The sequence below is a fragment of the Pseudomonas solani genome (assembly GCF_026072635.1).
In the GTDB taxonomy this organism is placed as follows: domain Bacteria; phylum Pseudomonadota; class Gammaproteobacteria; order Pseudomonadales; family Pseudomonadaceae; genus Metapseudomonas; species Metapseudomonas solani.
Map to the genome: position 1 here is coordinate 5,815,814 of NZ_AP023081.1, position 13,004 is coordinate 5,828,817.

Annotated in this window: 12 protein-coding genes; 7 read left to right on the forward strand and 5 right to left on the reverse strand. The window is 66.5% G+C overall.

The window, feature by feature from the left end; translation table 11 throughout:
- Window positions 1–37: 37 nt before the first annotated feature.
- The 3 genes from PSm6_RS26240 to PSm6_RS26250 all read right to left on the reverse strand — a co-directional run bounded on the left by PSm6_RS26240 (window position 38) and on the right by PSm6_RS26250 (window position 1,372).
- Window positions 38–472, reverse strand: a complete 435-nt coding sequence (locus PSm6_RS26240; RefSeq protein WP_184492199.1) for a DcrB-related protein — start codon at window positions 470–472, stop codon at window positions 38–40.
- Window positions 473–680: 208 nt separating this feature from the next.
- A complete protein-coding gene (locus PSm6_RS26245; RefSeq protein WP_021217448.1) occupies window positions 681–944 on the reverse strand; it encodes a hypothetical protein in 264 nt (87 codons plus the stop codon).
- On the reverse strand, window positions 944–1,372 hold the full coding sequence (locus PSm6_RS26250; RefSeq protein WP_021217449.1) for a guanosine-3',5'-bis(diphosphate) 3'-pyrophosphohydrolase: 429 nt from the start codon (window positions 1,370–1,372) through the stop codon (window positions 944–946). Before PSm6_RS26250 ends, PSm6_RS26245 begins: the two co-directional genes overlap by 1 nt.
- A gap of 382 nt (window positions 1,373–1,754) precedes the next feature.
- Between PSm6_RS26250 and PSm6_RS26255 the strand changes: the two genes are divergently transcribed.
- The 7 genes from PSm6_RS26255 (at window position 1,755) to PSm6_RS26285 (ending at window position 9,898) form a co-directional block, all read left to right on the forward strand.
- A complete protein-coding gene (locus tag PSm6_RS26255) occupies window positions 1,755–3,980 on the forward strand; it encodes a type VI secretion system Vgr family protein (protein WP_043245419.1) in 2,226 nt (741 codons plus the stop codon).
- Between the two features lie 28 nt (window positions 3,981–4,008).
- The gene (locus PSm6_RS26260; RefSeq protein WP_265168700.1) at window positions 4,009–4,455 is read left to right on the forward strand and encodes a DUF6484 domain-containing protein; all 447 of its coding nucleotides are present in this window, start codon (window positions 4,009–4,011) and stop codon (window positions 4,453–4,455) included.
- Window positions 4,456–4,468: 13 nt separating this feature from the next.
- Window positions 4,469–5,569, forward strand: coding sequence for a DUF2169 family type VI secretion system accessory protein (locus tag PSm6_RS26265; protein ID WP_265168702.1), 1,101 nt, complete (start codon window positions 4,469–4,471; stop codon window positions 5,567–5,569).
- Entirely contained in the window at window positions 5,569–6,606 is a 1,038-nt protein-coding gene (locus tag PSm6_RS26270; protein WP_021217656.1) for a hypothetical protein, read from the forward strand. The genes PSm6_RS26265 and PSm6_RS26270 overlap by 1 nt, the downstream gene beginning before the upstream one ends.
- The gene (locus PSm6_RS26275) at window positions 6,606–7,697 is read left to right on the forward strand and encodes a PAAR-like domain-containing protein (protein WP_021217657.1); all 1,092 of its coding nucleotides are present in this window, start codon (window positions 6,606–6,608) and stop codon (window positions 7,695–7,697) included. The genes PSm6_RS26270 and PSm6_RS26275 overlap by 1 nt, the downstream gene beginning before the upstream one ends.
- 71 nt (window positions 7,698–7,768) lie before the next feature.
- Window positions 7,769–8,608 carry a beta propeller repeat protein gene (locus tag PSm6_RS26280; protein ID WP_265168703.1) on the forward strand — a complete coding sequence of 280 codons (840 nt, stop codon included), beginning with the start codon at window positions 7,769–7,771 and terminating at the stop codon, window positions 8,606–8,608.
- A 45-nt stretch (window positions 8,609–8,653) separates the two neighbouring features.
- Window positions 8,654–9,898 carry a TIGR02270 family protein gene (locus PSm6_RS26285; protein ID WP_031287096.1) on the forward strand — a complete coding sequence of 415 codons (1,245 nt, stop codon included), beginning with the start codon at window positions 8,654–8,656 and terminating at the stop codon, window positions 9,896–9,898.
- A gap of 12 nt (window positions 9,899–9,910) precedes the next feature.
- On the opposite strand, the gene PSm6_RS26290 is transcribed toward PSm6_RS26285, so the two are convergent.
- Both PSm6_RS26290 and quiC read right to left on the reverse strand, forming a co-directional pair.
- Entirely contained in the window at window positions 9,911–10,579 is a 669-nt protein-coding gene (locus PSm6_RS26290; RefSeq protein ID WP_021217660.1) for a TetR/AcrR family transcriptional regulator, read from the reverse strand.
- Between the two features lie 79 nt (window positions 10,580–10,658).
- Window positions 10,659–12,569, reverse strand: a complete 1,911-nt coding sequence (gene quiC / locus PSm6_RS26295) for a 3-dehydroshikimate dehydratase QuiC (protein ID WP_265168705.1) — start codon at window positions 12,567–12,569, stop codon at window positions 10,659–10,661.
- Window positions 12,570–13,004: the final 435 nt, after the last annotated feature.

Sequence of the window (13,004 nt, forward strand, 5' to 3'; positions counted from 1 at the left end):
CTACATCCTTGTTGCGGGGCGCCTCGCGGCGCTCGGTTCAGGCCGCCGGGGGCAGCGGCTTGAAGGTCTGCATCGCCTGCTTCCAGGCCGGCTCGTGGTACGGCAGGTCCTGGGGCGTGGTGGTGAGGGTGGCGATCAGCACCGTGGCGCTGAGTTCGATGAACACCTGGCGCAGCATCAGCTGGCGGCCTTCGCGCTGCCAGGTGTAATCCAGCAGCACGGCGGGCGAGCCCTGGATGTTGATGTCCCATTGCTTGATCAGGGCGAAGCCCGGCAACTGCTGGCGCGCATTGGAAAGCTGCTGCTCGATGTAGTCGGCGAACACGCCATCGCCCTTGCTGGGGTCGCGGCTGATGACGAAGCTGGCTTCCTTGGCGGGGCCCGTTGCGGGCAGTTTGAAGATGTTGATGCTCTGGTCCTGCCAGGAGTCCGGAATATCCAGATCCGCCTCGTGGAGTCGGTAGAGAGTCACTGCTGAAGGCCTTCCCTAGTCTGTATCGCGCATGAGCGGGTCGCCGAATACCTCGCCGCGACCCGGGGGTGCGGGTTCGACAACCGGTGAGGCGAAAAATTTTCGGGGAACGCGAAACAAACATCAAGGAGCAAGGCCGCTGGATATGCCCCAGGTCTCGATTTATCTATGCGGGGAGCGGCCTGTCGGGTTTCACCCGACCTACAGGTCAGCCTGGAATCCCCCGGTCGGCGCCGGGAGGCTCCAGCAGCAGGTGATCCATGAGCCGTGCCCGGCATTGCTCGACGAAGGGCAATGCGCTGTCGAGGTCGCGGCCATAGCGCTCGAAATCCTCGACGCTGATGGCGTAGCGCTCCTCGTAATCCACCAGGCGATTGCTCACGGGGATGGCCAGGTAATGGCGGCCGCTGCCCTCCTCCACGCCGATGGCGAAACGCCCGGCGCGGCTCACCGCCACATCACGCCAGGCCATCAGCCCTCTTGCTCCAGCACCTGCAATGCCCTGTGGTACTTGGCCACCCGCGCCAGGTCCTTGTCGTCCAGGTGCGGCAGGCGCGAGACGTCGAGGTTGTCGCGGATGTCGGCGAGCTTGACCCGGCGGGCCAGCGGGTTGGGGCGGATGCGCTCGATGAAGGCCTCGTAGCCTTCGCCTTCGCGCTTGCTCAGGCAGTCGATGGCGGCCAGCACCGGTTCGGGGATGCCGAGGGCGCGCAGGTCGTCGAGGCCGACATCGCCGTCCTCCACCACGTCGTGCAGCACGGCGACCATCTGCGACTCGGCATCGTCGAAGCGCAGCATCAGGCGCAGGGGGTGGAGGATATAGGCCTTGCCGGCCTTGTCGCGCTGGCCGGCGTGCACACGGCAGGCCAGCGCGATGGCACGTTCGAGGGTGTCGTTCATGGAGGGCTCCGGGGTTCGGGCAGGCGGCGAGCATAGCACCCGGCCCCCGTCTCCCCTCGCCCGCCCCGTTGCCATGAATGTGAACCCCGTCTTGAAGTGGAGCGCGCATCGGGCACTCGAAGAACGGGCGTCTGGACAGCGGAGCCGCTCTGCACTACAACAATCGCCGGCGAGACTCTGCCGCATGATCGGCACCGTTGTTTCTCGCCACCCCGAATGGATTCGCGGATATCGGAAAAAGCGCCCGGGACGAGCGTCGTCTGCTAATACTTCGACCAAGGTTTCCCCGGAAATCCCGGCCTGCCCGCCCCGCGTCGATACCCTGACGTCGGCCCGTTGGCGGTTCGCTCCGATCCCCAGTGGTATACGAGGCAAGGACAGCATGGCAATCACACAACAGGCCCGCATGGCCAAGGTCAGCAGCCCGCTGGGGCCCAACGTGCTGGTCCTGGACCGGCTCGACGGCCACGAGGAGCTCGGCCGGCTCTTCGACTACGAACTGAGCCTGGTTTCGGAAAACTACTCGATCAAGCTGGATGCCCTGCTGGGCAAGCCCATGGGCGTTTCCCTGGAACTGCCCGACGGCAGCCAGCGCTACTTCCACGGCATCGCCTGCCGCTGCAGCCAGACCTCCGGCACCGGCCAGTTCGCCGGCTACCAGATCAGCCTGCGCCCCTGGTTCTGGTTGCTGTCGCGCACCTCCGATTGCCGCATCTTCCAGAACAAGACGGTGCCGGACATCATCAAGCAGGTGTTCCGCGACCTCGGTTTCTCCGACTTCGAAGATTCGCTGTCACGCTCCTACCGCGAGTGGGAATACTGCGTGCAGTACCGCGAGACCAGCTTCGAATTCGTCAGCCGCCTGATGGAACAGGAAGGCATCTACTACTACTTCCGCCATGAAAAAGAGCGCCACGTGCTGGTGCTCTCCGATGCCTATGGCGCGCACAAGACGGTGGCCGACTACGCCTCGGTGCCCTTCTACCCGCTCGAAGACCAGATGCGCGAGCGCGACCACATCTATGAGTGGTACCTGGCCCGTGAGGTGCAACCCGGTTCCCTGGCGCTCAACGACTATGACTTCCAGCGCCCCAGCGCGCGGCTGGAAGTGCGCTCCACCGTGAGCCGCCCCCACAGCAACGCCGAACACCCCTTGTACGACTACCCGGGCGAGTACGTGCAGAGCAAGGACGGCGAGCAGTACGCGCGCAACCGCATCGAAGCCATCCAGACCCAGTACGAGCGCGTGCAACTGCGTACCAACGCCCGCGGCCTGGGCTGCGGTCACCTGTTCAAGATGACCGGCTACCCCCGCGACGACCAGAACCGCGAGTACCTGATCGTCGGCGCCCGCTATTCGGTCAGCCAGGAAAGCTACGAAAGCGGTTCGGCCGGCGGCGTGCTGCAGTTCGAAAGCGCCCTCGACTGCATCGAGGCCTCCCAGGCCTTCCGCCCCATGCCCACCACCATCAAGCCCATCGTCCAGGGCCCGCAGACGGCCATGGTCGTCGGCCCCAAGGGCGAGGAAATCTGGACCGACCAGTACGGCCGGGTGAAGGTGCACTTCTACTGGGACCGCCACGACCAGTCCAACGAGAACAGCTCCTGCTGGATGCGCGTCTCCCAGGCCTGGGCCGGCAAGAACTGGGGCCATATCCAGATTCCGCGCATCGGCCAGGAAGTGATCGTCAGCTTCCTCGAAGGCGACCCCGATCGGCCGATCATCACCGGCCGCGTGTACAACGCCGAACAGACCGTGCCCTACGAGCTGCCCGCCAACGCCACCCAGAGCGGTACAAAGAGCCGTTCCAGCAAGGGCGGCACGCCGGCGAACTTCAACGAGATCCGCATGGAGGACAAGAAGGGCGAGGAGCAGCTCTTCATCCACGCGGAGAAGAACCAGGACATCGAGGTCGAGAATGACGAGACCCACTGGGTCGGCCATGACCGCACCAAGACCATCGACCACGACGAAACGGTGCACGTGAAGCACGACCGCACCGAGACCGTGGACAACAACGAGACCATCACCATCGGCGTCGACCGCACCGAGAAGGTCGGCAACAACGAGAAGATCACCATCGGCGTCAACCGCACCGAGGACGTCGGCAGCAACGAGACCATCACCATCGGCGCCAACCGCACCGAGAAGGTCGGCAGCAACGAGAACATCACCATCGGCAGCAACCGTACCGAGAGCGTGGGCAGCAACGAGAACATCACCATCGGCAGCAACCGCACCGAGAGCGTGGGCAGCAACGAGAACATCACCATCGGCGCCGACCGCACCGAAAGCGTGGGTGCCAACGAGCAGGTGGACATCGGCAGCAACCAGACCACCAGCATCGGCAAGAACGAGTCGCGCAGCATCGGCCAGAATCGCAGCACCGATGTCGGCCAGAACGACAGCGTCGACATCGGCAAGAGCTTCTCGCTCAACGCCGGCGACTCCATCAGCCTGGTCACCGGTTCCGCCAGCATCACCATGAAGAAGGACGGCACCATCGTCATCCGTGGCAAGAACATCACCATCGACGGCTCCGGCGCGATCAACATCAAGGCCAGCAGCAACGTCGTGGTCAAGGGTCAGAAGATCCTGCAGAACTGAGCCCGCGCTCGGTCAGGGAGTACAGAGCATGACAGTCCAGATCCACACCCCCGCCGCCACCCGCCTCGACGGCGTGGTGATCGGCATCCTCCTCGACGTACCCGAGGCCTCCAGCCCGGTGGTGGCCTTCCCCGGCTGCCCGTCGGAGACCGGCATCACCGCGACCACCACCACGGTGCTCGCCCGCGAGGACATCGGCACCCAGGTGGCGCTGATGTTCGTTGGCGGCGACCCGGCCCAGCCCCTGGTGATCGGCCGCATCCAGCGCCTGCCGGAAACCCGCAAGGAACCGGCGGTGGCGCATATCGACGGCGAGCGCCTGGAGTTCTCCGCCGAGCGCGAGATCGTCCTGCGCTGCGGCAAGGCCAGCATCACCCTCACCCGCGAAGGCAAGGTGCTGATCAAGGGCGCCTACCTCTCCAGCCGCTCCTCCGGGGTCAACCGCATCAAGGGCGGTTCGGTGCAGATCAACTGACAGAGCCGCGCACATGGAATTGCTCAACGCCACCCGCCTGATGGCCGCCTACACCCAAGGCCTGGCCCCCGACGGGCGCGAGTCCCTGGTGGTGGTCGCCAAGGGCACCTTCGACCTGCCGCTGGACGGCAGCGAAGCGCGCCTGGCCGAGGTCCAGCGCCCGCTGCTGATGGCCGACGAATACGTCGGCGAGCCCGGCCTCTCGGCGCCACGCCAGGAAATGGACTTCGCCCCGCTCAAACCCTTCTGCGACGTGCTGGTGATGGGCAAGGCCCACGCCCCCAACGGCCGCCCCGCCACCCAGATCACCGCCGGCATCCGCGTCGGCCGCGTCAGCAAGGCCTTCAGCGTGCTCGGCCCGCGCCAGTGGCAGCCCGGCATGCTCGGCGCCAGCCCCGGCGTGCCGCAGCCCTTCCTCGAACAGGACATCGGCTACGCCCACGCCTTCGGCGGCAGCCGCGCCATGGCCGACCGCCCGGATTTCGCCGAGACCTACCTGCCCAACCCGGCCGGCACCGGCTGGTACCCGAAGAGCGCCGGCACCGCCGAGATCGTCGGCATGCCCATGCCCAACACCGAAGCCCTGGGCCAGCCCATCGACGGCCCCCACGGCGACTTCACCCCCATGGCCCTCGGCCCCATCGGCCGCCACTGGCCACCGCGCATCGGCTACGCCGGCACCTACGACGACGCCTGGCTGGCCGACCACTTCCCTTTCCTGCCACCGGACTTCGACCCCCGCTACTACCAGGCCGCCCCGCCGGACCAGCAGACCGAACACCTGCAAGGGGGCGAGGACGTGCTGCTGCTCAACCTGACCAAGCAGGAACGCGCCGGCTTCAAGGTGCCGAGGATGCAGGTGCCGGTGACCTTCTTCCTGAAGAAGGGTGGCCACGAGACGCTGCAGGCGGTGATCGACACGCTGGTGGTGGACACCGATGCCGGCAAGGTGGAGATCACCTGGCGCGCGAGCCGGGCGTTGAGGAGGAACATGTTCGAGGTGGAGCAGTTGCTGGTCGGCTCACGTTCCCGTGCATGGTGGCGGGCACGGGAGCTTGGCAAGACCTACTACCCGTCCCTGGACATGCTGCGACGCAAGGAAATCAACCCGTGATGCAGGCACTCAGTATCAAGGGCGTCGGGATGGTCACGGCCGTCGGCCATGACGCCCTGTCCACCTGTGCAGCGATACGCTGCGCCATCGACAACTTCCAGGATACCCGTTTCCTCGACAAGGGCGGCGAGTGGCTGGTCGGCTCCAGCGTGCAGCTCGAAGAGGCCTGGCGCGGCCAGACCAAGCTGGTGAAGATGGCGGCCAGGGCCGTTGCCGAAGCGATCGCCTCTACGCCTGGCCTCGATCCCGCGAAGACCCCGCTGCTGCTCTGCATCGCCGAAGAAGACAGGCCCGCCCGACTCGCCGACCTCGGCCCGCGCCTGATTCGCGGCATCCAGAAAGAGCTGGGGGTGGAGTTCCATGCCGACTCGAGCTTCATCGCCCGCGGCCGTGTCGGTGCGGCGGTGGGGCTGCTCAATGCGCGCAAGCTGATTCATGAACTCGGCCACCGCCATGTGCTCATCGCGGGCGTCGACTCGTTTCTCAACGCCCCGGTCATGGAGGCCTACGAACGACGTGATCGCCTGCTCACCAGCCTCAACTCGAACGGTTTCATCCCCGGAGAAGGCGCCGCGGCGGTGAGCCTCTGCGCCCCGGTCGCGGAAGACCAACCGCAGCTGGTCTGCACGGGCCTGGGCTTCGGCATGGAGCCGGCCACCGTCGAGTCGCTCGACATCCCCCTGCGCGCGGATGGCCTCACCCAGGCCTTGCGCGCCGCACTGCAGGAGGCCGGTTCCCGCATGGAGTCCTACGACTACCGCCTCACCGATCTCTCGGGAGAGCAGTACTACTTCAAGGAAGCGTCCCTCGCGCTCAGCCGCAACCTTCGGGTACGCAAGGAGTTCTTCGACCTCTGGCATCCCGCCGACTGCATCGGTGAATGCGGCGCGGCGATAGGCCCGGCGATGCTGGCGCTGGCGCACTCCGCCAGCCGCAAGGGCTACAGCCCCGGCAACAACATCCTCTGCCACCTGGGCAACGATGCCGGCCAGCGCGCGGTCGCCCTGTTGAGCTATCAGCGCGTGAGGGCTGCCTGATGGCCAACCAGGTCTACGCGAACAACATGGAGGTCTCGTGCAAGGCGGCCGACGGCAAGTCCGTGGCCTGCTTCCCCGACGTCTGCTTCACGCCTCCGCAGGCTCCTCCCACTCCCACCGGCGTGCCCATCCCCTACCCCAACACCGGGATGGCCAAGGACACCACCAACGGCACCCGGACCATCAAGATCTCCGGCCAGGAAGTGATGCTCAAGAACAAGAGCTACTTCAAGACCAGCTACGGCGACGAGGCGGGTTGCGCCCCCAAGAAGGGCGTGGTCACCAGCAAGATCAAGGGCAAGGTCTACTTCACCGCCTGGTCGATGAACGTGAAGTTCGAAAGCCTCAACGTCGTGAGGATGATGGACCTGACCACCCACAACCATGCGTCCTTCCCCGGCAACACGCCCACCTGGCCCTACATCGACGAGGTGGCCACGGGAGCGCCGGGCAAGGGCTGCGAGGAGGAGCGCGAGAACGTCAAGCAAAAGTGCTCCGGGGACCATGACAAGGACTGCAAGGACGACGCCTGCCAGAACGCCAAGAAATGCATGCTGGTGCCCTACACCGCACGCTCGACGGAAAACCAGAAGGGCTGCTGCGAAGGCGAGACCCCGCACCACCTCGTGGAAGTCCACTGCTTCACCGAGGCCGGCGGCAGGAAGGAGAAGACCCGCCTGAGCGGCTTCAGCGCATACGACGACACGCGTGCGCCCTGCGTGTGCGTCACGGGGTCACGCTATACGGAGACCCACGGCAACATGCACGCCATCCAGAACACGGCCGAGAAAGGCTACATGGTGTCGGAGAGCGCCGGCGGCGCCCGGTCGCAGATGGGCGGCAAGGACAACACCTGGAACTACGGCGCCGCGAAGAAGACCGGAATCTTCGCCCACCAGAAGACCTTCCCCACCTCCGGCAAGGATGGCAAGCCCTGCAGCGAAGGCTGCCTGGAAGCCCAGCTCGACAACTACCACAAGCAGGTCGGCGTGAAGAACAACGATACGCCGCTACGCGCGGACCGTTCGCCGCTAAAGGACGAGCAGAAGGAATGGGGCGCCAAGCAGCTCGAATCGATGGATGACGATTGAAGAGTGATGTGAACAACATGAATGACGGAAACGTAACCTTTGCCAGGTGTTCGATAGTCAGGCGTGACCTGGTGTTCATCAGCGCCCAGGTCACCGAGCTGAACGAACGCAACGTCGATCACACCAAGGTGCTGCGCTGGAAGGACGGTGCCTTCGTGCACTTCATGATCGACTGGGCCACCACCGCGATCAGCGCGACGACGCCCCCCCTGACCCTGCTGTCGATGGGGCTCGATGGCGACATCCATGTCTTCCAGGGCTCCAACAGGACCACCGAACGCATCGTGGGACCGGGCGATTTCGGCCCACTGCGCGACATGCGCCTGATCGCTGGTGCGCACTATGCCGCGGGCATGCAACGCCAGGTCTACCGGCGCAACGACGACGGCAGCTGGCAATCCATCGCCGACGCCATCCTCAACCGCGAGGGCATCAAGGGCTTCAACGCCATCGACGGCTTCGCGCCGAACGAGCTGTACACCGTGGGGATGGATGGCGAGATCTGGATATTCGACGGCCAGCGCTGGCAGGCCCTGGAAAGCCCGACCTCCGTCGCGCTGCAGGCCGTGCACTGCAGCGAAGATGGCACGGCCTATATCGTCGGCCAGGCCGGCGTCGTGCTGTTCGGTCGAGGGGACCAATGGGACTTCATCGACTTGAGCGACTTCAGCGAAGACCTGTGGGGGGTGCAGACCTTCGACGGGACCCTGTTCGTCGCGTCCTCCAAGGGCGTCTACCGGATCATCGACGGCGAGCTGAAGAAAGCCGATATCGGCTCGGTCGGCACCGGCTCGGCGTCCTACCTCACCAAGGGGGACGGCGTGCTCTGGTCCGTTGGCAACCGGCACCTCGCCTATACCGCCGACGGCGAGAACTGGACGGTCGTGGATTATGACGATGCCAGCTACTGATACGCCCTTCACCTTTTTCCCGGTGCTCCCGAGTGCGGTGTGCCCATGAACCAGCCTGTCTTGCGCGTCCTCGACCAGCACGCCGAAGAGGCCGGCTTCCTCGCCGGCCTGCGCGACTACGCCGTGCGCGCGCCGCATTACGACCTCAAGCACCTGCGCACCCTGGATGGCCGCATCGAGGCGCACCTGGACGGGCTGCTGATCGCCGGGCTCAAGGGCCTGGACCTGCTGCTCAAGGGGCTGCATCCGCTGGCCACGGGCGAGGTGTTCGCCGCCACCGCGCTGGCCTTCATGGCCGGCAACGGCCCGGCGCTGTCCACCCTCGCCGAGCACCTGCGCAAGGCGCCGGACGGCGAGCGGGCGTTCACCGCAGCCCTTGGCTGGCTGGACTGGGACAAGGTCGAACCCTGGACCGAGCGCCTGCTGGCCTCCCAGGAGCCGCTGTTCCGCCGCCTGGGCCTGGCCGCCTGCGGCATGCACCGCCGCGATCCGGGCCCGGCGCTGATCGCTGGGCTCTCCCACGCCGACCCCGGCGTGCTGGCCCGTGCCGCGCGCACCGCCGGCGAACTGCGCCGGCGCGACCTGATGCAAGCCATCCGCGCCCATCGCCTGCACGCCGACGAGGCGGTGCGCTTCTGGGCCAACTGGGCAACGGTGCAGATGGGTGACGAAGAGGCCCTGGGCCCCCTGCGCCTGCTGGCCGAACAACAAGGCATGTTCCGCCTGCGGGCCCTCAACGCCCTGCTCTGCTGGCAACCCCGCGAGGCCAGCATCGCCTGGCTGCGCGGGCTGATGCAGAGCCCGCAGCATCGACGCCTGGTGATCCAGGCCACCGGCCTGTTCGGTGACCCGGTGACGGTGCCCTGGCTGATCCAGCAGATGGGCGACCTGCCCCATGCCCGCGTGGCCGGCGAAGCCTTCACCCTGATCACCGGGGCAGACCTGGCCGAGCTGGACCTGGAGCTGAAGGTCTACCCCGACTACGACGCCGGCCCCACGGACGACCCCGACGACCCGAACGTGGACATGGACCCGGACACCGACCTGGCCTGGCCGGACCCGGCACGGGTGGAAGCCTGGTGGCAGGCCAACCAGGAGCGCTTCACCAAGGGCACCGGCTACCTGCTGGGCCAGCCCCTGAGCGAAGCCCGCTGCCTGGACGTATTGAAGACCGGCTACCAGCGCCAGCGCGTCGCCGCTGCCTGCGCCCTCGCCCGCTACATCCCCACCCGCCCGCTGTTCCCCACCAGCGCCCCGGCCGTGCGCCAGCGCCAGTTGCTGGGTACCTGACCCCGCCCGGGGTCAGGCCTGGAGAAAGCGCAGGATCGATTCGACGATCATGTCCCGGTGGCGCGCCTTCACCTCGGCCTCGTTGAGGTCGATGGCGAAGATCGCGCCCAGGGTGTGGCGGTTGGATACGCGGTAGAAGCAGAACGACGACATCAGCAGGTGCACGTCCATCGCCTGCACGCCGGTGCGGAAGGCGCCCGCAGCCACGCCACGGCGGAGGATGTCGTCGAGGCTGGCGAGGATGGTGACGTTGAGCGAGCCGATGGCATCGGACTCGCGGATGTACTGCCCGTGCTGGATGTTCTCGATGCTGACGATGCGCACGAAGTCGACGTTGCGGTCGTGGTGGTCGAAGGTGAACTCGACCAGGCGGCGGATCGCCTCGCGCGGTTCCAGTTCCGCCAGGTGCAGCTGCGCCTCGGTGTGGCGGATGTCGCCGTAGAGCTTCTCCAGCACGCGCAGGTAGAGCTGCTCCTTGCTCTCGAAGTAGTAGTAGATCATCCGCTTGGAGGTCTGGGTGCGCTCGGCGATGGCATCGACCCGGGCACCGGAGAGGCCCTGCTGGACGAATTCGACGATGGCCGCCTGGAGGATGTTCTCGCGGGTCTTCTCCGGGTTGTTCTTGCGGCTCTTGCGGGGTGTTTCGACAGGCTCGTCGGGCAGGTCAGCAGTAAGGGTCATAACGGACTCAGGCCAAATGCATACCGGCCGGATTATGGGCCGGTCGCCCCTGCGAAGGAAGCGCCGGCCCACCCATCGGCTAGAGCTTCGCCTGGCGTGCGGTGCCACTGCGCGCCTTGGCCATGGCCGCCAGGCGCACCGCCACGTTGGCCGCGCCGTAGCCGGCATAGCCGCCCTTGCGCTGCAGCAATTCGAAGAAGAAGCGCCCCTCGAACGGCTCGGTGTAGACGTGGAACAGTTCGCCGCCCTGGGCGTCGCGGTCGTAGAGCACGTTGTAGTAAGCCAGCTCGCTGAGGAACTCGTCGTCGAAGTCGAAGCGCGCGGCCAGGTCGTCGTAGTAGTTGAGCGGGATGTCCAGCAGCGGCACGCCGGCGTCCTTGGCCCGGGCGATCTCGGCGAACAGGTCGTCGCAGGCGAAGGCGATGTGGTGCACACCCGAGCCCCGGTAGCTGGACAGCGCGTGGGAGATGGCGGTGTTGCGGTTCTCCGAGATGTTCAACGGCAGGCGCACGCTACCGCAGCGGCTGCGCAGGGCGCGGCTCTTCACCAGGCCGTAGGGGTCGGGCAGCACCACCTCGTCGTCGGCCTCGAAATCCAGCAGGCCCTTGTAGAACAGCACCCAGCTGTCGAGGCTGTCGGCCGGCAGCGCCATGGCCATGTGGTCGATGCGCGTGAGGCTGCCGCTGGGCTGCGCGGCGGCGTCGAGGCGGAAGTCGCTGTCATAGATGGTCTGCCCCGGCGCGGAGGGTTCCACCAGGTAGATCAGGCTGCCATCCGGCGCGCGCACGGCGGGGATTTCCCGCTCGTTGGGGCCGACCAGGCCGCGATAGGGCTGCCCGCGATAGGCCCGCGCCCGCTCCAGGGCCGAGGCGCTGTCGCCCACGCGCAGGGCGGTGGCGCAAAGCGACGGACCGTGGGCCTCGAAGAAGCCGTGGGCGAAGGAATAGGGTTCGGCGTTGAGGACGATGTTGATATCGCCCTGGCGCAGCAGGCTCACGTCCTTGGAGCGGTGCTGCCCGGCGCGGGCGAAGCCCAGGCGCTCCAGCCAGGTGGCCAGGCGCGCGCCCTGCTCGCCGTCGACGGCGAATTCGAGGAACTCCACGCCGTCGTAGCGGCCGGCCGGCGGCGGCGCGAACAGCAGGTCGAGGTCGGCGGGCGGCGTCGGGTCCTGGCGCAGCAGGTCGCGGGTCTTCTCCTCCAGGTACAGCAGCGAGCGCAGGCCGTCGGCGGCATTGGCCCGGGGCGGTGCGGCGCGGAAGCCGTCGTTGAAGATCTCCAGCGACAGCGGGCCGCGATAACCGCTGCGCAGGATGGGCGCGAGGAAGCCCGGCAGGTCGAACTCGCCCTGACCCGGGAAGCAGCGGAAGTGGCGGCTCCACTCCAGCACGTCCATAGCCAGGATCGGCGCGTCGGCCATCTGCACGAAGAAGATCTTCTCGCCGGGGATATCGGCGATGGCCCGGGGATCGCCCTTGAGCGACAGGGTGTGGAAGCTGTCGAGGATCACCCCCACGGCCGGGTGGTCGGCCTGGCGCACCAGGTTCCAGACCTGCTGCCAGGTGTTGACGTGGCGGCCCCAGGCCAGGGCCTCGTAGCCGATGCGCAGGCCGCGCGCGCCGGCGTGCTCGCCGAGCAGGCGCAGGTCGTCCACCAGGGTGCGCTCATCGCCCAGGGAATCAGCGGCGACGTTGCTGCACACCAGCACCAGGTCGGTGCCCAGCTCCTGCATCAGGTCGAACTTGCGTTCGGCGCGGTCGAGGTTCTTCTGCAAGCGGTCGCGGCGGCAGCCCTCGAAGTCGCGGAACGGCTGGAACAGGGTGATGGCGAGCCCGAGGTCGGCGCACAGCTGGCGCACTTCACGGGGGCTGCCGGCGTAGTAGAGAAGGTCGTTCTCGAAGATCTCCACACCGTCGAAACCGGCGGCGGCGATGGCTTCGAGCTTTTCCGGCAGGGTGCCGCTCAACGAGACGGTGGCAATCGAACGCTGCATGCTTCAGCTCCTGATCGAGGGCGCCGGCTCTGCGGTCGGCGGCAGGGGTGGCCGCCGCGATTCCCGACACGAAGTCGGAGGATTTTGCGCGGCAGCCGTAGCGCAATCGATTATTCGTAGCTAAAGTCCGCCCAGCAATTGAAATGTACGAACTGGTTAGTTTTGTGTTCGATTACCGAACAGAAGGCCGGTTATCGAATTGACGGTATTTCGCTCACTGCGCAACCATCTTCACCACATTGCAACCCGCCGTCGGCACAGCCTGCTGAAAACGCCACGGCAAAACGCAATCGAAACCCAGCGTCACCACATAACAATTTCAAGAATCGGGTAAATCCTCATGCTCACGCCAAGCCGCCTCACCGCACTCCCCCCTCCCTCAGCCATGCCGTGCCCCGCCCCCCGGGCGCGAACGGCCTAGCCATCCCCGGCAGC

Coding starts and splice junctions, on each gene's coding strand:
- PSm6_RS26260 (WP_265168700.1), top strand. CDS start 4,009: ATGACAGTCCAGATCCACACCCCCGCCGCCACCCGCCTCGACGGCGTG.
- PSm6_RS26265 (WP_265168702.1), top strand. CDS start 4,469: ATGGAATTGCTCAACGCCACCCGCCTGATGGCCGCCTACACCCAAGGC.
- PSm6_RS26270 (WP_021217656.1), top strand. CDS start 5,569: ATGCAGGCACTCAGTATCAAGGGCGTCGGGATGGTCACGGCCGTCGGC.
- PSm6_RS26250 (WP_021217449.1), bottom strand. CDS start 1,372: ATGAACGACACCCTCGAACGTGCCATCGCGCTGGCCTGCCGTGTGCAC.
- PSm6_RS26285 (WP_031287096.1), top strand. CDS start 8,654: ATGAACCAGCCTGTCTTGCGCGTCCTCGACCAGCACGCCGAAGAGGCC.
- PSm6_RS26290 (WP_021217660.1), bottom strand. CDS start 10,579: ATGACCCTTACTGCTGACCTGCCCGACGAGCCTGTCGAAACACCCCGC.
- PSm6_RS26245 (WP_021217448.1), bottom strand. CDS start 944: ATGGCCTGGCGTGATGTGGCGGTGAGCCGCGCCGGGCGTTTCGCCATC.
- quiC (WP_265168705.1), bottom strand. CDS start 12,569: ATGCAGCGTTCGATTGCCACCGTCTCGTTGAGCGGCACCCTGCCGGAA.
- PSm6_RS26275 (WP_021217657.1), top strand. CDS start 6,606: ATGGCCAACCAGGTCTACGCGAACAACATGGAGGTCTCGTGCAAGGCG.
- PSm6_RS26255 (WP_043245419.1), top strand. CDS start 1,755: ATGGCAATCACACAACAGGCCCGCATGGCCAAGGTCAGCAGCCCGCTG.